The 20,286-nt window shown below is 69.2% G+C and carries 21 protein-coding genes; 10 read left to right on the plus strand and 11 right to left on the minus strand.

Annotation, left to right across the window (positions count from 1 at the left end; translation table 11 throughout):
- Genes GE115_RS09475 through GE115_RS09485 form a run of 3 tightly spaced genes read right to left on the minus strand, consistent with a single transcriptional unit; the run spans position 1 to position 4,011 of the window.
- Positions 1 to 1,272, minus strand: a complete 1,272-nt coding sequence (locus tag GE115_RS09475) for a hypothetical protein (RefSeq protein WP_153684547.1) — start codon at positions 1,270 to 1,272, stop codon at positions 1 to 3.
- Entirely contained in the window at positions 1,256 to 2,599 is a 1,344-nt protein-coding gene (locus tag GE115_RS09480) for an MATE family efflux transporter (protein WP_153684548.1), read from the minus strand. The genes GE115_RS09475 and GE115_RS09480 overlap by 17 nt, the downstream gene beginning before the upstream one ends.
- Before the next feature lie 8 nt (positions 2,600 to 2,607).
- Complete coding sequence (locus GE115_RS09485; RefSeq protein ID WP_153684549.1) at positions 2,608 to 4,011, minus strand: tyrosine-protein kinase domain-containing protein; 1,404 nt, start codon at positions 4,009 to 4,011, stop codon at positions 2,608 to 2,610.
- Between the two features lie 80 nt (positions 4,012 to 4,091).
- Between GE115_RS09485 and GE115_RS09490 the strand changes: the two genes are divergently transcribed.
- The gene (locus GE115_RS09490; protein WP_153684550.1) at positions 4,092 to 4,712 is read left to right on the plus strand and encodes an arsenate reductase/protein-tyrosine-phosphatase family protein; all 621 of its coding nucleotides are present in this window, start codon (positions 4,092 to 4,094) and stop codon (positions 4,710 to 4,712) included.
- 20 nt (positions 4,713 to 4,732) lie between these two features.
- Here the strand turns inward: GE115_RS09490 and GE115_RS09495 are convergent, their stop codons facing one another.
- Complete coding sequence (locus GE115_RS09495; RefSeq protein ID WP_153684551.1) at positions 4,733 to 5,194, minus strand: FAD synthase family protein; 462 nt, start codon at positions 5,192 to 5,194, stop codon at positions 4,733 to 4,735.
- A gap of 243 nt (positions 5,195 to 5,437) precedes the next feature.
- Between GE115_RS09495 and GE115_RS09500 the strand changes: the two genes are divergently transcribed.
- Genes GE115_RS09500 through GE115_RS09515 form a run of 4 tightly spaced genes read left to right on the plus strand, consistent with a single transcriptional unit; the run spans position 5,438 to position 9,714 of the window.
- Positions 5,438 to 6,625, plus strand: a complete 1,188-nt coding sequence (locus GE115_RS09500) for a DUF1972 domain-containing protein (protein WP_153684552.1) — start codon at positions 5,438 to 5,440, stop codon at positions 6,623 to 6,625.
- A complete protein-coding gene (locus GE115_RS09505) occupies positions 6,622 to 7,722 on the plus strand; it encodes a Gfo/Idh/MocA family protein (protein ID WP_153684553.1) in 1,101 nt (366 codons plus the stop codon). Before GE115_RS09500 ends, GE115_RS09505 begins: the two co-directional genes overlap by 4 nt.
- On the plus strand, positions 7,719 to 8,618 hold the full coding sequence (locus GE115_RS09510; protein WP_153684554.1) for a hypothetical protein: 900 nt from the start codon (positions 7,719 to 7,721) through the stop codon (positions 8,616 to 8,618). Before GE115_RS09505 ends, GE115_RS09510 begins: the two co-directional genes overlap by 4 nt.
- Before the next feature lie 7 nt (positions 8,619 to 8,625).
- Entirely contained in the window at positions 8,626 to 9,714 is a 1,089-nt protein-coding gene (locus GE115_RS09515) for a glycosyltransferase family 4 protein (RefSeq protein ID WP_153684555.1), read from the plus strand.
- Here GE115_RS09515 and GE115_RS09520 read toward each other — a convergent pair.
- The 3 genes from GE115_RS09520 to GE115_RS09530 all read right to left on the minus strand — a co-directional run bounded on the left by GE115_RS09520 (position 9,692) and on the right by GE115_RS09530 (position 13,313).
- The gene (locus tag GE115_RS09520; protein ID WP_153684556.1) at positions 9,692 to 11,224 is read right to left on the minus strand and encodes a sugar transferase; all 1,533 of its coding nucleotides are present in this window, start codon (positions 11,222 to 11,224) and stop codon (positions 9,692 to 9,694) included. The two genes, GE115_RS09515 and GE115_RS09520, sit on opposite strands and share 23 nt — an antisense overlap.
- 364 nt (positions 11,225 to 11,588) lie before the next feature.
- Positions 11,589 to 12,290 (minus strand): alpha/beta fold hydrolase, encoded by a 702-nt coding sequence (locus GE115_RS09525; protein WP_153684557.1) that lies wholly within the window; start codon positions 12,288 to 12,290, stop codon positions 11,589 to 11,591.
- Between the two features lie 9 nt (positions 12,291 to 12,299).
- The gene (locus tag GE115_RS09530) at positions 12,300 to 13,313 is read right to left on the minus strand and encodes an EamA family transporter (RefSeq protein ID WP_153684558.1); all 1,014 of its coding nucleotides are present in this window, start codon (positions 13,311 to 13,313) and stop codon (positions 12,300 to 12,302) included.
- A 114-nt stretch (positions 13,314 to 13,427) separates the two neighbouring features.
- Between GE115_RS09530 and GE115_RS09535 the strand changes: the two genes are divergently transcribed.
- Together GE115_RS09535 and cspE are read left to right on the plus strand one after the other, a co-directional pair.
- Entirely contained in the window at positions 13,428 to 14,471 is a 1,044-nt protein-coding gene (locus GE115_RS09535; RefSeq protein ID WP_153684559.1) for an alcohol dehydrogenase catalytic domain-containing protein, read from the plus strand.
- A 315-nt stretch (positions 14,472 to 14,786) separates the two neighbouring features.
- Complete coding sequence (cspE, locus tag GE115_RS09540) at positions 14,787 to 14,993, plus strand: transcription antiterminator/RNA stability regulator CspE (RefSeq protein ID WP_153684560.1); 207 nt, start codon at positions 14,787 to 14,789, stop codon at positions 14,991 to 14,993.
- Between the two features lie 102 nt (positions 14,994 to 15,095).
- Here the strand turns inward: cspE and GE115_RS09545 are convergent, their stop codons facing one another.
- On the minus strand, positions 15,096 to 15,389 hold the full coding sequence (locus tag GE115_RS09545; protein WP_153684561.1) for a hypothetical protein: 294 nt from the start codon (positions 15,387 to 15,389) through the stop codon (positions 15,096 to 15,098).
- A 33-nt stretch (positions 15,390 to 15,422) separates the two neighbouring features.
- Positions 15,423 to 15,614 carry a hypothetical protein gene (locus GE115_RS09550; protein ID WP_153684562.1) on the minus strand — a complete coding sequence of 64 codons (192 nt, stop codon included), beginning with the start codon at positions 15,612 to 15,614 and terminating at the stop codon, positions 15,423 to 15,425.
- Between the two features lie 70 nt (positions 15,615 to 15,684).
- On the opposite strand from GE115_RS09550, the gene GE115_RS09555 reads away from it, so the two are divergent.
- Together GE115_RS09555 and GE115_RS09560 are read left to right on the plus strand one after the other, a co-directional pair.
- A complete protein-coding gene (locus GE115_RS09555; RefSeq protein WP_153684563.1) occupies positions 15,685 to 16,704 on the plus strand; it encodes a hypothetical protein in 1,020 nt (339 codons plus the stop codon).
- A gap of 65 nt (positions 16,705 to 16,769) precedes the next feature.
- On the plus strand, positions 16,770 to 18,206 hold the full coding sequence (locus tag GE115_RS09560; protein WP_172979802.1) for a DUF1254 domain-containing protein: 1,437 nt from the start codon (positions 16,770 to 16,772) through the stop codon (positions 18,204 to 18,206).
- 47 nt (positions 18,207 to 18,253) lie between these two features.
- Here GE115_RS09560 and GE115_RS09565 read toward each other — a convergent pair whose 3' ends face one another.
- On the minus strand, positions 18,254 to 18,940 hold the full coding sequence (locus GE115_RS09565; protein ID WP_153684564.1) for a DUF4328 domain-containing protein: 687 nt from the start codon (positions 18,938 to 18,940) through the stop codon (positions 18,254 to 18,256).
- Between the two features lie 166 nt (positions 18,941 to 19,106).
- Between GE115_RS09565 and GE115_RS09570 the strand changes: the two genes are divergently transcribed.
- Positions 19,107 to 19,376, plus strand: coding sequence for a hypothetical protein (locus GE115_RS09570; RefSeq protein ID WP_153684565.1), 270 nt, complete (start codon positions 19,107 to 19,109; stop codon positions 19,374 to 19,376).
- A 9-nt stretch (positions 19,377 to 19,385) separates the two neighbouring features.
- On the opposite strand, the gene GE115_RS09575 is transcribed toward GE115_RS09570, so the two are convergent.
- Entirely contained in the window at positions 19,386 to 20,282 is an 897-nt protein-coding gene (locus tag GE115_RS09575; RefSeq protein WP_153684566.1) for an alpha/beta fold hydrolase, read from the minus strand.
- Positions 20,283 to 20,286: the final 4 nt, after the last annotated feature.

Genomic DNA, 20,286 nt, shown 5'->3' on the forward strand with positions numbered 1-20,286 from the left:
TCAGACGGACGGCGGGCCTCCCGTCAACCGTGCGAGAAACCGGGGACTCGGCGACGCGGTATCCGCGATCGGAAGGCGATCGAGCACGGGTGCCGCCGCCAACGCGAGCACCAAGGCCATCGTGCGGTACGAGCTCAGGAACGGCGAGAACAGGGTGTCCCAGAGCGTCAGCACGGTCAGCAGCACCAGGACCGCGCTCGCCGACCTCAGTGAGACGTGCTTCGCGACCGCCATCACGGCGTAGACGCAGATGAAGATCGCGACCGCCGCTCCGAGCGGGCCGAACCTGAGCCAGAGGTCGCCGAGCACGGAGTGCACTTCGAACCGGCCGCCGAACATGAACACCTCGACGTACCCGTTGTTCGGATCGTAGTTCAGCTCGCTCATCCCGGACTTGGCCACCCAGACATCCGTCGACGTGGGGAGCGAACCGGCGCCATAGCCCCACGGCTGTCGCACGAGCAGTGCGAACGATGCCCCCATCTCGGGCCGGCCCCCCGTGATGAGCGAGCCGGTCGCATCCATCTGCGCCTGGCTGCGTTGTTGACTCGCCGATCCGAGGACGCCCTCGAGGAGCAGCGCCTGGATCAGGTTGAACACGGCGAGCCCCAACAGTCCGGCGCCGATGAGCACCCGCAACGGCTTCGCTGCGGCTCCTTCCCGCCGCCCTGTGAGCTGCCACACCGCGATCATGAGGGCCAGCAGGAGGAAGGCGGTGAACGAACGCGAGTCGTTGAGGCCGGAGATGACCGCGATCGCCGCCACGGCCGCGATCTCGGCGATCCGACCCCCGAAGTGCTCGGCGAGCGCGACGACGAGAAGCGTGATCGGGATGGAGAGGGAGTACTTCCAGAGGTTGACGGGATTGCCGCCGGTGAGGGCGACGTTCACCAACCCCCCGATCGCGAAAGCGATCACCATCCAACTGCTGCCGACGCACTGCCGTGCCCAGAGCAGTGTGCCCACCGCTCCCACCATCGCGAGGAACGTGGATGTCTCGACGACGAACAGCGACGCGCTGAAGGTCCGCACCGGATCGAGGAGGCTGCCCAGAGTGCCCCAGATCGCCGCGCCGACGCCCAGAAGCACGAACACCCGCATCCCGCGATACGCCCGCAGCGATCCGATCCACACGGGCGCGAGGACGATCGCGATCAGCAGGCAGACGCTCACACCGCCGGCCACCTGGTACCGCACCGCCATCCCGGCAGCGGCGATGAGGGGAACCACGACCGGTGCGCGGTCCATGAGGGCCTCAGACGCTCGCACCATGACGCTCATCCGGTGCATCGGCTGTTGCGGCTTCGCGGCCGAGAAGACGGTCGCGGTGGCGCACGATATAGATCGAGAACGGCACCACCTGGCACACGGCCACGGCGACCGCGGTGCCGAGCGGAGGACCCGCTGTACCGAGGGGGCCCGCGAGCAGGATCCCCAGTCCGAGGCTGCAGATCGCCATCGTCAGGGTCGGAATCACCTGGAAGCGGATCCCTGGCTTGTCCATGATGAACATGCCGAGCGGGTACACCGCGGCGATCAGGCCGATCATCGCCCCGAATGCGGCGATCGTGGCCCGCGCGACGTCGAGCTCGCCGTCGGTGATGAATCCGAAGATCCACGGGCCCGCCATCCACAGGACGCCCGTGGCTACGCCGACGCACGTCGCGAACACCGCTGAGAGCGCGAATGGGCCCCGCTTGAGTTCACCCTTGTGGCGGCGATTCGCGAAGAGTGGCCAGAGGGCCACCCCGGCTGCCATCACGAGGCCGTTGAGTGCGAAGAACACCTGCCCGGCCACGCCGTACTCGGCGACCTCCGCCGGGGTGCCCCACTGCGCGAGGACGAATCTGTGGGATGAGACGGCGATCGGGTACGTGATCAACTGGGCGAGCATCGGCCAGCCCACGTCCATGACACGCGACCCCGGGAACCTCCCGGGGAGAAGCACGCGCGAGGCCGCACGGTTTACGAGCGGCCTCGTGAGGCGCGCGGTGATGAGCAGACCGATGACGCTGACGAACAAGGATGCCGTGAATGATGCGATCGCGATGAACGAGTCGGCAGCCTCCGCGTCGCTCTGGAGGATCAGCCACACGCCCAGGAGCGTGAGCGGAGACAGGAGTCCCTGCAGGAGGATGGTGATGTGATTGCGTCGTAGGCCGAGCATGATGCGCACCCAGATGCCGACCGGCACGCCGAACGCGAACACCATGACGCAGAAGAACGCCGCGAGACTCGCCTGCGGCAGGTCTCCGGCCGAGCCGAGGACCAGCGACCACGCGCCGGTGAGGAGCATGGTGAGGTTCACCGCCATCGTCGCCCCCGCGAATCCCAACAGGATCCGGCCGACGGTGGTGAGCTGCGCGAGCACCGTGCGATCGGTGCGGATGTCGTCGCTCGTCGCCACGCTGTTGACGACCACGGCTCCCGCGCCGAGGTCGGTGAACGCCAGGAGCGACGGGAGCGACGCCAGCAGGGTGAACAACGCGTACGCCTCGACGCCGGCGTCGCCGAGGATGAGGCGGGTGGTGAGGATGCCGCAGATGAGCGCCACGCACATGGTCGCGGCCTTCGCGCCCAGGGCCAGCAGCGAGTTCACGGTGTGGCCTAGCCGTCGGTCGCGGACGGGCTCGTCAGACGCCGCGGGCGGAGCCGGCTCGCCTTGCGCTCGGCCGGCTCGGTCGAGTAATACGGGCTGCGGGCCGGGAGGCGGACGTCGTTCAGGACGAGGCCGAGAACGGGGATGTGGGTGCTCTCGAGGGCACGGAGCGACCGCTCGAGCTCGCTGCGACGCGTGCGATTCGCCCTGACGACGAACAACACGCCGTCGGTCGCCGGGGCGACCCAGAGCGCGTCGCTGACGGTGAGCACCGGCGCCGAATCGACGATCACGTAGTCGTACGCCTCGCGGGCGGTGACGAGGACCTGTTGCAGCCGATCGCTGGAAAGCAGTTGCACGGTGTTCGGCGGAAGCTCGCCGCTGAGCAGTAGGTCGAGATCGGCGTGTGCCCATCCCTGTACGGCCTCATCGAGGGTCGTTGAGCCGATCGTCACCGTGGTGAGGCCGACCTGGCTGTCGAGGCCGGTGTACTGGGAGGCACTGGGCCGCCGAAGGTCGGCCTCGACGTACAACGTGCGGTGCCCGATTTCTGCAAGGGAGAGCGCGAGGCCGAGGGCGAGCGACGTCTTCCCCTCAGCCGACGAGCCGGAGGTCACCAGGATGACGCGGTGGGAATGGTCGAGGTCGACGAACTTGAACCCGGCCGTCACGTGGCGCAGGGACTCCGCGACGCGACCGGCAGGGTTCGAGCGCAGGTGGGCCGCGATCGGGCGCTGGTCGCCGGTGCCTGCAACTGAGCCGATCACGGGGAGGTCCGTCACATCGGCGATGTCGTCGACCGAGGCGAGCCTCGTGCCGAACTTCGTTCGGATGAGCGCGTACGCCACGCCCAGCGCCGCGCCTGCGACGAACCCGAGTATCACGTTGAGGCGCGTGTTGGGGGCGACCGGCACAGTGGGCACTCGGGCGGGTGCGATCGTCTCCACACGCACCGCGGGCCGGCTGTCGGCCCCCTCGGGCGACAGGTCGGCCACCGCGACCGCGAGTTGCTCGGCCATGGCGTCGGCCGTCCGCTGTGCACCCTCGGGGCTGGTGTCGGTCGCGCTGAGGTCGATCACCACGGTGTTCAGCGGCGCCTCGGCGCTGACGCGCCGGGCGAGCCGGTTCGCGGTCTCGTCGAGTCCGACGTCGTCGATCACCGCCTGCAGCACGCGCGGCGAGGTGGCGAGGATCGTGTACGTCTGCACGAGGTTCTGCACGTAGTTCGCACCCTGGACGAGCTCGCTCGTGTTGTCGCCGCGAACCGGGATGACCATGACCGACGCTTCCGCGCGATATTGTTCCGGGAGCACTCGGGAGTATCCGTACGCGGCGCCCGCCCCGACCAGGGCCAGCAGGACGATCGCGATCCAGTGCTTGCGAAGGGCGGTGATGTAGTCGTGAAGCGTCATGATCCGCTCTCATCCCGGCCGGTCGGGCGTGGGCACGATTCCCCCATCATCGCCGAACCGTCGAGAAAGGACGAGACCGAGTGAACCACAGCCTCGTGTTCGTCTGCGAGGCGAACGTCTGTCGTTCGCCCTATATGGCCTTCGTATTCGGGAAGGCCGCACGTGCTGCCGGCGTCGGCGGGGAGTGGTCGATCTCGAGCAGCGGCGTTGCCGTGAGCCCGGGTCGCGAGATCTGCGTCGTTGCTCGGGAGATGATGCAGGAGGTCGACGGCGGTGCCGAGGCCGCGGCCTCGCACCGGTCGACGCCGCTCGACCGGATCGATCTCTCGGGCCAGGGGCTCATCATCGTCGCAACCGGCCAAGAGCGCGGGATCGTGGCGAAGACCGCGCCCGACGCGAGGGCGCGCACGTTCATGCTGCGCGAGGCGATCGCCCTGGGTGAAGCGGCACGCAGGGGGGCGGAGCCGGCGGGAGCCGACCTCGCTCACTACGCGGCACTGCTCCACGCGCAGCGCGGCCTCCTGGCCGTTCCGCGGTCGCGGTACGGCTGGAGCCGTGGGTCGGATCCGTGGGACACGCCCGACCGGCACGGCCGCCGCGACGCCGCCCACCGGTCGATGCTGCGGTCCGTTCGTCAGGACGTACTCGCATTCCACGCCCAAGTGGCGAATTTCCTCGGCGGCGCTTCGGTATCCGGTTGACCCGTCGAGATCGACGGAACTCACTCGGACTGCTCGCGAGCGGGGACGGCGAGCGATGTCTCCGCGGTGAGGAGATCCAGCGCTCGACGCAGAGCGGTGCTCGAGGTGTGGACCGTGTACGGGAAGTAGACGACCTCGACGCCGACTGCGGCGAACTCCCGCTCGAGGTGGCGCCCGCGCTCGGTGTCGCGCCAGTCGTCGCCCTTGAAGAAGAGGTCGAATCCGAGCTTTCGCCACGTCTCGAGCTTGTCGGGCACCACCTCGGCGTGCACGTCGTCGACGAAGGAGATGTGACGGACGATCTCCATGCGCTCGGCAAGCGGCACGACGGGTCGACGCTGCTTCGTGAGTTCCAGCATCTCGTCGCTGACGACGCCTGCGATCAGGTAGTCGCAGCGGCTTTTGGCGTGCTTGAGGATATTGAGGTGTCCGACGTGGAAGAGGTCGAACGCCCCGGCGGCGTAACCGACTCTGGTGGTCATGCGAACGTCTCCTGATTCGGGTCTTCGGAATACGCGACGACATCACACCGGGATGATCCCTCGACTGTAGGAGCCGCCGTCCGTGCGTCACAGTCCCCAGTCAGGGGGGTGACGCGGTCCCACGGTGCCCGCCCCTGCACCCCTCGGTTTGGGGGGCGTGGGGCGCGCGGGCGTCATGTCAGACTTTCGGCACCTTCCGAAGGTGGTCCCCGGACGCCCGTGACCCTGCCGACGCTTCGGACGATGGAGATCCCGATGCACGCCCGACTCGATGCCGCCGATCGTCGCCCGATCGTGCGCATCCTCGGAACGCACGGAATCCCTGCGGGCTACGGCGGGTTCGAGACGGCGGCCGAGAACGTCGCGCTCCATCTGCGCGACGCCGGTTGGCGTCCGGTGGTCTACTGCCAGGCCAACGGCGATGGCGCGATCGTCGAGGACGTGTGGAACGGCATCGAGCGGGTGACCATTCCCGTCGCGCGCGATGGATGGCTGGGAACATCCCTCTTCGACCTCCGGTCGATCGGGCACGCCGCCCGCCATCGCGACGTCTGCCTCACCTTCGGGTACAACACCGCGGTGTTCAACGTCGTGCAACGCGTGCTGGGCATCCGAAACGTCATCAACATGGACGGCATCGAGTGGTCGCGTGCGCGATGGGGGTGGCCGCGACAGGCCATCCTCTACGTGAACGAGCGGATCGCCTGCTGGGTGGGCGACGCGCTCATCGCCGACCACCCGGTCATCGAGGAATACCTCGCCCGCAAGGCCCGGCGCAGCAAGCTGCACACGATCACCTATGGTGCGAACGCGGTCGCGGACGCCCCGACCGACCCGGTGACCGCCCTCGGCCTCGAACCCGGCGGGTATGCGACCATCGTCTGCAGGCCGATCCCCGAGAACTCGATCCTGGAGCTCGTCACCGCCTTCTCGCGGCGACCCCGCGGGTTCCGGCTGGCCGTGCTCGGCACGTACACCGATGCCGATCCCTTCCACCGCGAGGTCAGGGCGGCCGCAGGCCCGGAGGTCGTCTTCCCCGGGCCGGTCTACGACCCCGACGCCCTCGCCGCGATCCGATTCCACTCGGTCGCCTACCTGCACGGGCACACCGTCGGCGGCACCAATCCCTCGCTCGTGGAGGCGATGGCGGCCGGCAACCCAGTCCTCGCCCACGACAACCCGTACAACAGATGGGTCGCCGGAGACGGCGCGCTCTACTTCGGCTCGCCGGACGAGGCCGCCGATCGGCTCGACGAACTGCTCGCCTCCCCGTCGACGCGGAACTCGCTCAGCGTGCGGGCGCGTGCCCGCCACGCCGAGGAGTTCACCTGGGAGCGCGTGGCCGGACAGTACGAGGTGTTGCTGCGCGAGATCGCCGGCACAGCATCGGCGATCCCCACACCGTCGACGATCACGGAGGGCAGCGCATGATCAGGGTCGGAGTCGTCGGGCTCGGGAAGATGGGGCTGTCTCATCTCGCGATGATCAACGCGCATCCCGAGGTATCGGTCGAAGCGGTCGTCGACTCGACCGGCTACATCCTCGACGTGCTGGGGAAGTACACGGGATTGGTGACGTTCGGCGACTACGAGCGGATGCTCGAAGCCGTCGAACTCGACGCCGTGCTGATCGCCACGCCGACCCGGTTCCACGGACCCATGGTGCGCACCGCGCTCGAGCGCGGACTGCATGTGTTCTGCGAGAAGCCGCTGTGTTTGACCTCGGCCGAGTCCGCCGAACTCGCGAGTCTGGCAACGGAGCGAGGGCTCGTCACGCAGGTCGGCTATCACAACCGGTTCGTGGGCGCCTTCCGCGAGGTGCGCCGATTGCTCGACCTCGGTGCGGTCGGCCGGGTCACGCACTTGCACGCAGAGGCGTACGGGCCGGTCGTGCTGCGGCCCAAGGGTTCGACCTGGCGTACCCAGCGCACCGAGGGTGGAGGGGCGCTGTACGACTATGCCGCCCACCCGATCGACCTGCTCACCTGGTATGCCGGCGCGCCCGTCGGGGTCGGCGGCACCGTGCTCGGCAGCGTCTTCTCGGCCGACACCGAGGACGAGGTGTTCAGCACGCTCTTCTTCGAGGATGCGGTCTCCGCACAGGTGTCCGTCAACTGGTCCGACGAGTCGTTCCGGAAGATGACGACGAGGATCACGGTCATCGGTACCGCCGGCCGCATCCAAGCCGATCGGCAGGAGGTGCAGACGTACCTTCGCGCGACCGCGCCGCCGATCGACGGTTATGACACCGGCTGGAACGTCCGCTACACGACCGAGCTGACCGAACCGGTGTGGTACTACCTCCGCGGTGAGGAGTACAGCGCGCAACTCGACCATTTCATCAGGCGCATCTACGAGCCCGACGTCGAGGCGGCGAACGATTTCGCGAGCGCGATGCTGACCGACCGGATCATCGAGATGATGACGGCGGATGCCGCGGCCGGGCCCTCGGTCACGTCCGGCGCCTTCGCGCCTGCGCCAGCGGTGCCGGCGAAGCGCCGACGACAGCTGCTCAGGAGGCGGGCATGACCATCGAGCACCCAGGCACGACTACGGCGAACCGGCTCGACCGAGTGATCTTCGGAGACAATCAGTTCTTCGGTGTGAACCACATGTCGGAGGAACGGGCTCGCGCGCAGGCGATGCGATTCCAGGACGCGGACGCGATCATGGCGGTTCTCGATGACGCGGTCGACTCCGGGGTGACCACGTTCATGTGCACAACGCACGATCGGATCGCCGAGATCACGGACCGCGTGCGAGCACAGCCCGATCGGTACGCCCACTTCACCTTCCTTCCGTGCATGCCGTACGCGCACAAGTACGCCGACGCCGTCACCGAGCACGGCATGCTCGGTGCGCTCCGCCGCTTCCTCCCCGAGGAAGGCGCGATGAACGCCATGGTCCGAGGCGGTCGCTCGCTCGCCACCAAGGACATCGAGGGTCTCGTCACGCTCCTCATCGACGCTGAGATGGCGATGTTCCGCGGGACGCGCACGCCGGTCATCTGGCTGCAGAATGTCGTGACCGACCTCCTCCTCGGTCTCGGATTCGTCGACGCCTTCGCGATGTTCGCCGAACACGCCCGGAGCCGATACCACGCTGAGCCCGGCTTCATCACGATGAACCTTCCGATGCTGTTGCCCGCGCTCGATCGCGCGGGTGTCGCGAACCCGCTCGTGTGCGCGAACATCAACAAGATCGGATTTCGGATGTCCGGCGGCATGGACAGCTACCGCGACGCGCTGGAGCAGCGGCCGTTCCGCGCGGTCGCCATGTCTGTTTTCGCCTCGGGCGCCATCCCGGCGGGCGAGGCGATCGAGTGGATCTTCGCCCAGCCGAACATCGAGTCCATCGTCTTCGGCGCTTCGTCCAAGCGGCACATCGCCGAGACGGTCGCCCTCGTCCGAGAGCACGCAGTGTAGGTCGGGTATGCGCGTCCTCTTCGACGGGTTCTGGTGGGGAGTCGGCCCGGTCTCGAATCGCCAGGTGATGCGCGAGTTCATCCTGGCCTGGGCAGCCGTGTTCCCGCAGGACGAGCTGGTCGTGGCCGTGCGGCGCAGGCACGCGGCGTTCGCTCGCGAAGAACTTCCCGACCGTGTGGCAGTCGTCACCACGAGGTTCGCCCCGCAAGGGATCAGCGCGATCCTCGAACTTCCCTTCCTGGCACGCCGAGTCGGTGCCGACCTCACGCTGACCCACAACTTCACGCCCTGGTTCGGGCGTTCGGCCGTGTTCATCCACGATTTCATGTTCCTCACCTCGCCCGAGTGGTTCACGCTTCGGGAACGCTGCTACTTCGCACTCATGCCGGCCACCGTGCGTCTCAGCCGCATCATCTTCACGTCGTCCGCCACGGAAGCTCGGCGCATCGCCGGCTTCGTGGGAGCTCGCCCCGTCGTGCCGGTCGGGCTGGCCGTGGGAAGCGGTCTGCTCGATGCGCGGCTGACCCGGCCCAACGGCATCGACGATGTGGTCGGCTTCCACCTCGCGGTCGGGCGGCTGAACGCCCGCAAGAACCTCGGCAACGCGATACTCGGTTCGATGGCCTCCGGAGTCGTCGACGCGCGGTCACCGCTCGTGATCGTCGGCGAACCGGGCGGGCGCTCGGCGAAGCTTCCCTCGGGGGTCGCAGAGGCCGTCCGGCGGGGGGCGGTCCGGTTCCTCGGGCGCGTCGACGACGGGGAGCTCGCGTGGCTCTACGCACACACGGACGGTTTGCTCTTCCTGAGCCTCGACGAGGGGTTCGGTCTGCCGACCCTCGAGGCAAGGGCGTTCGGTGCACCGCTGCTCGCCAGCGACATCCCGGTGTTTCGCGAAATCCTCGGCGATGCGGGAGCGGTCTTCGTCGATCCGCGCGACCCGGTCGCGATCGCGGACGGCATCCGGCGGCTCCCGCGGCGGGGGACCGCGGGCGTGGCCGGCGTCGCGAGCGAGTACTCGTGGGAGCGCAGCGTGCGTACGATCCGAGCGGCGTCGCTTCCCGCGGCCGATGCGCTCAGTACGCCCCGTCGCGCTTGAGCACACTGCGCACCGTACGCCAGATGATCATGAGATCACCGGTGAGCGACCAGTTCTCCACGTAGTAGAGGTCCAGCCGGACGCTCTCCTCCCAATCCAGATCGCTGCGTCCGCTGATCTGCCAGAGACCGGTGAGGCCGGGCTTGATCATGAGCCGGCGAGAGACCACGCCATCGTATGCGTCTGCCTCGGCGACGAGCGGGGGGCGTGGGCCCACCACGCTCATCTCACCGATCAAGATGTTCCAGAACTGGGGAAGCTCGTCGAGCGAGTGCGCTCGAAGGATGCGGCCGATGCGGGTCACTCGAGGGTCATCCCGCACCTTGAAGAGCAGGCCGTTGCCCTCATTGCGATCGCGGAGTTCGCTGAGACGCTCCTCTGCGTCGAGGCACATCGACCGGAACTTCAGCATCTCGAACGTCTGGCCGTCGCGCCCGCATCGGGTCTGGCGGAAGAAGATCGGGCCGCCGTCGTCGAGACGGATCACCATAGCGACCACGAGCATCACCGGTGCGACCAGCAGCAGTGCGAGGCCTGCGAAGACCACGTCGAACGCGCGCTTCGCCACATGCCGAACCCCGTCGAACACGGGGATCTCGACGTGCAGTAGAGGTAGCCCCTCGACGGGCCGGAAGTGGATGCGCGGGCCCGCGACGTCAGTGAGCCGCGATGACAGGACGAGCTCGGTGTTGGTCCCCTCGAGATCCCATCCCAGGCGTCGCAGCCGATCGCCGTCGGAGCCGAGGTCGCCGGTGACGATCACCGCGTCAGCGCGGGCCTCGGTGGCGGCACCCGCGGCGTCGGCGACGCTCGCGAGCACAGGCAACTCGGCACCGCCGAGTTCGAGCGTGGTGGTCGGGGCGTCATCGGACACGACGCCGATGACGTGAAAGCCCGCCGCGGTGTTGCGTTCGACTTGGCGGACGACGTAGCCAACGTCGGCGAGCGTACCGATCACGATGGCGCGCGAGAGGTAGTGCCCGCGCACTCGCTGGTGCAGCAGCCACTTGCGCCAGAGCCAACGGGCCAGGAGGAGCGCGCCCCCGCCCGCGGGGAGGGCGACGATGAAGTACCAGCGGGGGGAGTCTGCGCCAATGAGAAGGAGGAGGAATGCGAGGACGCCGAAGGCGGCCGCCGTCGCATTCGCGACCCGCTTGTACTCGGTCGCTCCGGCGCCGGCCGCGTGCGGATCGCGGGTGCGGAATACGGTCAGGGCGATCGACCAGATCGCCGCGATGAGCACGGGCACGCCGATGTATTGGAGCGCCGGTTCCTCGGCGACCGCCGGTCCCTCGACGAGGAGGCGGATCCACACGCTGGCGAGCACGGATGCGGCAACGAGCACTGTGTCGGTGAATCGAAGGCGATCGCGGTAGCGCTGAAGCGCCTTGGAACCAGTGGTACCGCGAAGCTGCGTGCTGCGGGATGCGGCCGCGGCGTCTCGACCTCGCGCGGGTGGCGCGAGGCGCGCGTTGTCGCCCGGATCAGCAGGCGTCGGGACCGAGCTCATGGGAGGCAGCTGCGGTAACCCCGGGCGGAAGCTTCACGATCGAGCGGGCGCTCTGTGTCATGCGAAGAGCCATCGGGTTTCCACGTTCGGGTTCTCTGGGTAACGGGGCGATACACGCTGGGAGCGGGAATCGCGGGCAGATCCCCGAATGCGCCGGGGATCACGATTCACTGAACGGTTGCTGAAGATCTGGTAACGGGACACGTTGACGCTATGCCCCGCGAGCGGCCCGGTTCTTCTCCCAAAACGGGTGGCACCCTCTTGGGGGTACCCGGCGAGGTCGATGGCTCGACGGAATGGTGCAGCCGGCGCGCCGAGTCGATCCGCCGAGTGCGGCGGTTCGGCACCGCCCGCTGCGATCAGCTCAGGCGACCGGCAGCGCCGCCGCGATCGCCTGGCCGAGCTGCACGGGCTTCGTGAACTGCGGCCAGTGACCGGTCGGCAGGTCGACGTAGTCGACCTGCTTCACCCGCGCGAGCTCGGCGACCCAGGGGGCGCCCGCGGCGATCGACTCGACCAGCAGCGAGCTCGGGAACTCGCATGCGATGACCGTGATCGGCACGTCGTAGCGGCGCTCGTCGGTCAGCCGGATCGGGTCGCTCGTGACCGCGGCAGGCTCGGGGATCGCGCGGGCGCGGAACGCCGCGCGCAGGTCGTCGTCGAGGTCGACCAGGTCGGCCTCTTCGAAGACCGACCAGTCGGGCAGCGGCACCTCGCCGTCGACCACCGGCAGTTCGTCGTTGATCGACTGCCCGTCGCCGAGCGGGCCGGCGTCGACGTAGATCACCTTCGCGATGCGATCGGGCCGCGCGTCGACCACGCCGTGCGCGACCGCCCCGCCGCCCGAGTGGCCGACGAGCACGACGGGGCCGTCGAGGTGATCGACGAGCGCGACCACGGCGGCGATGTGGTCGGCCAGGCCGATGCCCGACCGGTCGGCGTCGACCGACTCGAGGCCCGGCAGCGTGACCGGGTGCAGTCGGTGCCCGGTCTCTTCGAGCACGGGCATCACCTGCCGCCACGAGGATGCGTCGAGCCAGAAACCGGGGATGAGGATGACGTCCATGGATTGAAGCTAGCCCCGACCGCCGACATCGGCGAGGGGTCGATCGCCGCTGCCGCCACCGCCACCGCTGCCGCCACCACTGCCGCCGCCGCCCGCGCGTCGACCGCGGCCGACCGCCCCGGTGGCGAGCACCACGATGCCCGCCGCGAGCACGGCGAGGCCGAGCCACGCCGCCGGCGCGAGGTGCTCGCCGAGCAGCAGCACGCCCAGCAGCCCCGCGGTCAGCGGCTCGGCGAGCGTGAGCGTCGAGACCGTCGCGGGCGCGAGCCCGCGAAGGCCCGCGCCGAAGAGCACGTACGCGAGCGTCGTGGTCACGAGCCCGAGCCAGAGCGCCATCGCGATGCCGGCGGGCGTCGCGAGCCACGAGGCATCCGTCGACAGGAGCAGCGGCACACTCACGACCGCAGCCGCGCCGAACAGGGCGCCCATGCTGCCGGTCGAGCTCCAGCCGCGTTCGATGAGCGCCTTCGCGGCGATCGTGTACACCGCGTACGAGGCGCCGGCGCCGAGCGAGGCGGCGAGGCCGAGCGGGTCGGCGGCCGCGTCCGACCCGTCGGTGGCCAGCGCGAGGATCACGACGCCGGCCGTCGCGATCGCCGTCGCGACGACCCAGCGCGGGCCCGGGAACCGCCGCGACACCGCCCAGTCGAGGGCTCCCGTGAGCACAGGCGCCGATCCGAGCGCGACGACCGTGCCGACGGCGACGCCGTTGGCCGCCGTGCCCGCGAAGAACGCGGGCTGGTAGGCCACGACGCCGGCGGCGCCGATCAGGACGAGCAGCCAGGCGGGCAGCCGGCGAGCGGCGTCACGCGAACGGATGCTCCGGCCCGAGGCATCCCGATCGCCGTCGCGTCGTCTCGCGAGCACGAACTGCAGGCCCGCGACCACTGCGAGCGCGCCGCCGCCGATGACGAGTCGCGCCGCGCCGACCGACAGCGGGTCGGCGTCGGGGCCGAGGGCCTGCGCGGTGCCCGTCGTGCCGAAGCAGACGGCCGCGAGCAGGACGGCGACGACGAAGCGCATCCCACGATTCTGGCGCATCCGTCTACCCGCACCACGCGCCGGATTGCGAACCGGGGCGGGTCGGGCGGCATACTTTCGTGGGGCCGATTTCCGGGGGCCGGTACGAGGAGGAGCATGCGCGCGGTGCGCTACGCCGGGTTCGGTGCTGAACCCGAGGTCGTCGACGTCGATCGCCCCAACTGTCCGCCGCGCGGGGCGATCGTGCGGGTGCGCGCGAGCGGCCTCTGCCGCAGCGACTGGCACGCGTGGATGGGCCACGACGACACGGTCAGCCTGCCGCACGTTCCGGGGCACGAGTTCGCCGGCGAGGTGCTCGAGCTCGGCTCCGAGATCCCGGCCGACAGCGGCTGGCAGGTCGGCGACCGCGTGACCGCGCCGTTCATCAGTGCCTGCGGCAGGTGCGCGCAGTGCCGGTCCGGCAACGAGCAGGTGTGCGACGCGCAGCAGCAGCCGGGGTTCACGTACTGGGGCTCGTTCGCCGAAGAGGTCATCGTGCACGAGGCCGAGCTGAACCTCGTGAAGCTCCCCGACGCGCTCGGCTTCGTCGAGGCGGCATCCCTCGGCTGCCGGTTCGCGACCGCCTACCGCGCGGTGATCACGCGCGGCCGGCTCCAGCCCGGCGAGCGCATCGCGGTGCACGGATGCGGCGGGGTCGGACTCTCGGCGATCATGATCGCCGTCGCCGCCGGCGTCGAGACCTACGGCGTGGATGTCTCGGACGCCGCGCTCGAAGCGGTCGAGAAGCTCGGCGCGATCCCCGTGCGGGGCGGCGAGGGCGCCGCCGAGCGCGTGCGCGAGGTGAGCGAGGGCGGCGTCGAGGTCTCGGTCGACGCGTTCGGCAGCATCGAGACGTCGCTCGCGTCGGTGCGCAGCCTCCGCAAGCGCGGCCGGCACGTGCAGATCGGGCTGATGACCGGTGATGCCGCGCTCGCCGCGATGCCCATGGATGCGGTGATCGCGGGGGAGCTCGAGCTGCTCGGCAGCCACGGCATGACCGTGCGCGAGTACCCCGAGATGCTCGGTGCGGTCGTCACGGGCGCGTTCCGACCCATCGAGCTCGTCGGGCGCACGATCCGCCTCGACGACGTGCCCGCGGCCCTCGCCGCGATGGGCGCGGGCGGCGGCGGGTCGGGCATGACCGTCGTCGAGCTGAACTGAGTCGCGTTTCGCGGAGACATCCCTGTCGCACGAAGGGTGCCGCGGGGTAGGCTGTCCCCCATCCACAGCGGGTGCTCACCCGCGCGAAGCCGGCTGGGAAGTCGAAGACCGTCCGGAAACGAACATCCCCCATCCCCACAGCCCCCGGAGCAACCGGACCCTCGAGCGCCCGTCTGCGGCACTCGGTTCGATGCGCGCGGTCGGGATGAACACACCTCCTCGGCGGACTTCCGTCGGGGGAAAGCCGTGCGCACCCCTCGGGATGCGTGCGACGGTCCAGCATCCAGCGGACCGAAGAACACGAAGGAAAACAACATGACCACCGGAACCGTCAAGTGGTTCAACGCCGAAAAGGGCTTCGGCTTCATCACGCCGGACGACGGCTCGAGCGATGTGTTCGCGCACTTCAGCGCGATCGCGTCCGGAGGCTTCCGCACGCTCGAAGAGAACCAGCGCGTCGAATTCGACGTCGAGCAGAGCCCCAAGGGTGCGCAGGCCGCGAACATCACCGTCCTGCCCTGAGCTTGTCCGGCCGGGCGGCGGCATCCGTCGCCCCGGCCGCGCAACGCGAACGCCGGCCCTCGGGCCGGCGTTCGTCGTCTGCGGGGGTTCGGGTCCGTGTCGTCAGCTGTCGGTCGGCTGCTCGTGCCGCGTATGCGCGCGCCCGAGGTGCCGCCCGAGCAGGAAGCTCAGCGTGAGCAGGCCGACGATCGTGACGAACGTTCCGAAGACGGCAGCGTGCGACAGCATGACGAACCCCGGCGGGAACAGCACGCTGCTCGCGAGCGGCTGGTAGGCGAACCATCCGAACGTTGCGCTCGGGGTGGCCACGACCGCCCAGGTCGTCATGACGGCGCCCGCGATGGTCAGGGCGCCGGCGGCGACCCAGGCGGCGGTGGCGGCGCGAGAACGGTTCATGGGCACATCATCCTGCTCAATTCGTCTCACCCGCTATTCGTCATTCCGGGGTTCGGCCGTGCGTGCGCGGCGGCCGCCCCGCGCGACGATGATCACCGCGGAAGCTACCGGAATCGCGGCCATCAGCAGGTAGATCGGCCGCCCGAAGACCACCGCGAGGATGAGCGCGATTACGGCGATGGTGATCGCGACGACGAGGATGACCGTCCGCGTTGAGAGACCCATGGCGGAACGCTAGCAGCGCGGCCCGCCCAGCGCGGTGGTGAGGTCGCGCATCGCGTGGGAGGCTCGGGGTGTGGACTTCATGGACATGCCGCAGATCGGCCCGATCGACGTCGAACCCGACGTGATCGCGGCGAAGGGCGAACCGCTCGACGTGCTGCTCGCCCGGCTCGGTGCGCCGGCGCCGAATCCGGTCGACAATGGGCCGGATGACACGGAGCCGGTGCCGAGCGATGGATGGCGCGTGCTCGACGATCGCCACGGGTTCGTGCTCGGGGCGCCGGCCGATGGCGATGGCGCGCGTTGGCGGGTCGCGCGGCTCGATGTGTCGTCGGATGCGCTCGCAGGAGGTCGCCTGCACGTCTATCCCGACCAGCACGCGCTCCGCCCGAGCCGACGGAATCGAGGCCGGGGGCTCGAGTTGCGGTGGCCCGAGGTGACCAGGTCCGATCCGGATCTCGACCACCTCTGGATCGATGTCGTGAACACGGGCGACGAGCGGTGGATCCCGAACGGTGATGGGTTCTACGTCACAGCAACGCTCGTCGGTCCGGGTCGGGATGGCGGCTCCTTCGCGTTCGTCGCGGGACGCGAGGGCGAGAGCGCCGTTCCCCTCGACCCGGGCGAGCACGGGCGCGTGAGGGCACGTCTCGCGATGAGCGGGCTCGACGACCTCGAGCCCGCGGAATACGAGGTGCATGCGTGGCTGATGGACCTCTCGATTCGCACGAGCGAGCCGCTCCGCGTGCAGCTCACGCCTGAGTGGATCGCGCGTCGTCGCGCCGAGGCGGCACCGCGTCGACCTCCACCCGATGAACGTGCACATCTCGAGTCCCGCCTCGCCATGCTGCGTGCGATGGTCGCGGCACGCGCGCAGCTGCCCCAGATCGTCGAATTGCTGCTCGAGCCCTCGCCCGACCGCGGAGCGTCGATCGACCGGATCGCCGAGTTGCTCGGCTGCTCGCCGGCCGATGCGCGGGGCGTCTACATGATGTCCCTCGACCGATTCGACCGCCATGGGCCGGACCGGCTCGCGATGGAGTTGCAACAACTCGAACGGGCGCTGAGTGGGCAGGAGGCGCCCGGCGGCTGAGCCGCGCTTGCCGTCGGGCACGCCCGCTGCGAGAGTGAGGCCACGAACATCATTGGGGGAGATGCATGTCCGATCAGCAGCGCACTGGGCTCAGTACCGACGATATGGCGCGGGCGGTGGCCTCGCTGAGTTCGCCCGACACCGTTCCATCACCGTTCGGTGATCTTCGCTTCTTCGACGGGCTGCCGCTGCCCGAGACGGTCTCGACCGCGTACGATGCGCTCGACCTGATGCGGGCGATCGAGGTGTTCCTGAACGCGGTGCCCGGCGCCTCGCTGGTGGCGTTCCGCAACGGACTTCGGGCGGCCGGTATCGGCACGCCCCGCCAGATCGGCATCACCGAACCGCGGGCGACGTCGAAGGCGCTCTTCCTGACGCCGAACACGGAGACGACGTACGGCGTCACGATGCTCGACCTGAAAGCCTGGGGCCCCACAGTCATCGAGGCGCCACCGCAGTCGCTCTGCGTCGTCGACGACTTCTGGTTCCGGTACGTGGCCGACATGGGCATCGCCGGCCCCGATCGCGGGGCGGGCGGGAAATACCTGTTCCTCCCGCCGGGCTACGACGGCGAGGTGCCCGACGGGTACTTCGCGTACCGCACGCCCACGTACACGAACTTCGTCGTGCTGCGGGCCCTCGGCGGCGTGCCGGCCATGAAGCAGACGCGGATCTACCCGTTGGCCGAGGCCGACAACCCCGAGGCGAACGAGTTCGTCAATCTCGCGGAAGCCCCGTTCAACACGGTGCACGCCAACGACTTCTCGTTCTACGAGGAGGTCGCCGCGCTCGTGCAGGAGGAGCCGGTCGAGGCGCTCGACGCCGAACGTGCCGGACAGCTCGCCGGCATCGGCATCGTGCAGGGACAACCCTTCGCCCCGGATGCCCGACTCAGGGGCATCCTCGAGCAGGCGGCCCCGATCGCCGCCGGCATCGCGCGCGTGATCGCGTACGCGCCGCGCGATCCCGATGCGGTGCTGTACGGCTCCTGGCGCAACGGCTTCGTCGGCGGCAGCTACGAGTTCCTCAGGAACGGTGCGCGCCTGCTCGATGCCCGTACCCAGTTCCACTACCTCGCCACGGTGATCACGCCGGCGATGGCGCACGCCCAGGTCGGGGCCGGTTCGGCGTACGCCTACACGGTGCACGATGCGAACGGCGACCTGCTCGACGGCGCCCGCACCTACCGCCTGCACGTCGACGCGAACCCGCCGGCGAAGAACTTCTGGGCCGTCGACGTCTATGACACCCAGACCCGGTCGCTGCTCGTCGTGCCGTCAACGCCGTACCCCGCGGTCGCCAGCAACGACGGCAAGGTCCAGGCCAACGACGACGGCTCGTACGACCTCTACTTCGGGCCGACCCCTCCCGAGGGCAAGGAATCGAACTGGGTCGAGACGATCCCCGGCAAGGCGTGGTTCCAGCTCTTCCGCATCTACGGTCCGCTCGAGGCCTGGTTCGACCAGACCTGGCGGCTCAACGAGTTCGAACCGATCGACTGAGGAGCATCCGCTCGTGCCACCGAGGCGCCGAGGCATCCGAACGGTCGTCAGCTTGCGTGCGACGGCACCGGGAGCGCGGAGCGCTGGAGCAGCCCCTGCGTGATTCCGCGGACGGTCAGCCACGCCAACGGTGCGGCGGCCAGGACGAGGATCTCGCCGAGGATGCTCAGCCACATCGCGGTACGGAACTGTTCGAGGTCCTGCGCGGCGAGTGACGTGCGGGTCGACAGCTGGATGACGACGCTGCCGCCGAGCCACAGCAGCCACCACGCGATCTGCCACGAGGGCCGAGCGCGCCCGGCCGCTCGCCAGAGATCGGAGATGTTCTGGTACGGGAACCAGAAGCTGATGACCGGAACGAACCAGGACCCGACGTGCCAACCCGGCGCGCGCCGCATCCGATCATCGACCTGCTTGGCTGCCCGATACTGCCAGATGACCCAGAGCACGCCGGTCGCGATGAGGACTGCCGACGACAGGATGGCGACCAGGAAGCCGCTCTGGTCGTACAGGTCGATCATGACGATGGCCGACTCGGAACCGCCGAGGTAGCTCGTCGCCGCGCTCACCCCGAACAGCTCGATGCCGATGGTGAGGATGGACATGACGCCGCAGACGATCAGGAGCAATTGCGTGGCGAAGGCGAGCTTGGCGGGGGCGGCGGGAGTCCTCGTCGATGATCCGGCGCGTGCAGCGGGCGCGCCTTCGGTTGGCGGCGTCGGGGCGATGGTCATCGGTCGGTTTCCTCCGGATTCTGGCTTCGACAGCGCGTGCGATCCGGACGGCTCATCGTTGGACCGCGTGCCACTCTAGTGATCCGCACAGGCCGGCAGCGGCCCTGGGGACATCCTGTGGAATCTGGGCATCCGGGTTGCGAGCACGGACACGCGATAATGAAGCATGTCCTCCTCTGTCGAGCGAAGCTCCAATCCGACTGCCTGGGCCGCGTTCTGGGTCGCGCTGGCCGGCCTCGTGCTCATGCCCATCCCGCTGTTCATCGGGCTGATCGTCGGTGGCGGACTCTCCGTCATCGCCGCCGTGCTCGCCGTGATCGCCCTCCTGAAGGGGCTCTCGCGCAGCGGCAAGGGCATCGCGCCCGTCGTCTTCGCCGCGATCTTCATCGCCCTCACGTGGGGCGGCATCTCCGTCGGCGGCGGCGTCATCTGGTAGGTCAGGCGGCTATCTACTTCCAGTAGCGGTGCGGTCATGCGCGGCCAGGAAATCGAGGACGACCGGCCGCACCAGTTCCGGAAGCTGGGCGTGGACGGCGTGCCCGCCGCCGGGAACCGTCACTGTGGTGACCTCCCGCAGCATCCCACGGAGCCGGGATGTCGCAGCCTCGGGCCTGCTGAGCACGGATTCGCCGCCGAAGACCGCGAGGGTCGGCGCGGTGATGCGCGCCAGTTCGTCAGCGTGCAGCACTCGTGCCCAGCCGAGCCCGGGGCGGTAGCGCATCGCCGCACGCGCGACCGCCTTCTCTTCGTCGGTCAACGACACGCCGGGCGTCAGCCATTCCGACAGCCGGCGCCAGCCGGACTCGGTCGGGCGGGCCGACAGTGCCGCGAATCGCAGCAGCGCCGTGGTCCGCGGGCGCACGATGAACCCGTTGGGCTCGATGAGCGTGAGCGATGCCGGGCTTCGGCGCGCGTGCATCGCCACGATCGCCGCGATCCATGCACCGTGCGATTCGCCGAGGAGATGGGCCTCGTCCAGCTCGAGTCCTGACATCAACTCGTCGAACCAGGCCCCGACGTCGGCCTCGGTGGCGTACGGCCGGGTCTGGATGCTGCGGCCCGCCGTACCGAGGATGTCCACCGCGAGCACCTCACGATCGCGTGCGAGATCCTCGATCGCGAAGTGCCACGACAGTCCCGAACCGTTCAACCCGTGGAAGAGGATGAGCGGCGTCCGTCGATCATTCCCTGAGCGCAGCACCCGCGTCGTCCCGAACGACGTCTCGACGTCGATCTTCTCGGCGGCCATCGGCCACAGCGCTTCCATGGAGTCGTACGCGCGGAGATACGTCTCGCGAGCGGGCGCGCTCGCGAACGTTCCAACCTTCGATGATCGGGTCATCCTT

Origin of the sequence: Agromyces agglutinans, assembly GCF_009647605.1 — a bacterium.
GTDB lineage: Bacteria > Actinomycetota > Actinomycetes > Actinomycetales > Microbacteriaceae > Agromyces > Agromyces agglutinans.

Excerpts from the sequence above, each read along its gene's own strand:
- GE115_RS09530 (WP_153684558.1), bottom strand. The coding sequence starts at position 13,313 with ATGCGCTTCGTCGTCGCCGTCCTGCTCGCGGCCGTCTGCTTCGGCACG.
- GE115_RS09535 (WP_153684559.1), top strand. The coding sequence starts at position 13,428 with ATGCGCGCGGTGCGCTACGCCGGGTTCGGTGCTGAACCCGAGGTCGTC.
- cspE (WP_153684560.1), top strand. The coding sequence starts at position 14,787 with ATGACCACCGGAACCGTCAAGTGGTTCAACGCCGAAAAGGGCTTCGGC.
- GE115_RS09570 (WP_153684565.1), top strand. The coding sequence starts at position 19,107 with ATGTCCTCCTCTGTCGAGCGAAGCTCCAATCCGACTGCCTGGGCCGCG.
- GE115_RS09495 (WP_153684551.1), bottom strand. The coding sequence starts at position 5,194 with ATGACCACCAGAGTCGGTTACGCCGCCGGGGCGTTCGACCTCTTCCAC.
- GE115_RS09520 (WP_153684556.1), bottom strand. The coding sequence starts at position 11,224 with ATGAGCTCGGTCCCGACGCCTGCTGATCCGGGCGACAACGCGCGCCTC.
- GE115_RS09510 (WP_153684554.1), top strand. The coding sequence starts at position 7,719 with ATGACCATCGAGCACCCAGGCACGACTACGGCGAACCGGCTCGACCGA.
- GE115_RS09550 (WP_153684562.1), bottom strand. The coding sequence starts at position 15,614 with ATGGGTCTCTCAACGCGGACGGTCATCCTCGTCGTCGCGATCACCATC.
- GE115_RS09575 (WP_153684566.1), bottom strand. The coding sequence starts at position 20,282 with ATGACCCGATCATCGAAGGTTGGAACGTTCGCGAGCGCGCCCGCTCGC.
- GE115_RS09525 (WP_153684557.1), bottom strand. The coding sequence starts at position 12,290 with ATGGACGTCATCCTCATCCCCGGTTTCTGGCTCGACGCATCCTCGTGG.
- GE115_RS09475 (WP_153684547.1), bottom strand. The coding sequence starts at position 1,272 with ATGGTGCGAGCGTCTGAGGCCCTCATGGACCGCGCACCGGTCGTGGTT.
- GE115_RS09560 (WP_172979802.1), top strand. The coding sequence starts at position 16,770 with ATGTCCGATCAGCAGCGCACTGGGCTCAGTACCGACGATATGGCGCGG.
- GE115_RS09500 (WP_153684552.1), top strand. The coding sequence starts at position 5,438 with ATGGAGATCCCGATGCACGCCCGACTCGATGCCGCCGATCGTCGCCCG.
- GE115_RS09565 (WP_153684564.1), bottom strand. The coding sequence starts at position 18,940 with ATGACCATCGCCCCGACGCCGCCAACCGAAGGCGCGCCCGCTGCACGC.
- GE115_RS09505 (WP_153684553.1), top strand. The coding sequence starts at position 6,622 with ATGATCAGGGTCGGAGTCGTCGGGCTCGGGAAGATGGGGCTGTCTCAT.
- GE115_RS09515 (WP_153684555.1), top strand. The coding sequence starts at position 8,626 with ATGCGCGTCCTCTTCGACGGGTTCTGGTGGGGAGTCGGCCCGGTCTCG.
- GE115_RS09485 (WP_153684549.1), bottom strand. The coding sequence starts at position 4,011 with ATGACGCTTCACGACTACATCACCGCCCTTCGCAAGCACTGGATCGCG.
- GE115_RS09545 (WP_153684561.1), bottom strand. The coding sequence starts at position 15,389 with ATGAACCGTTCTCGCGCCGCCACCGCCGCCTGGGTCGCCGCCGGCGCC.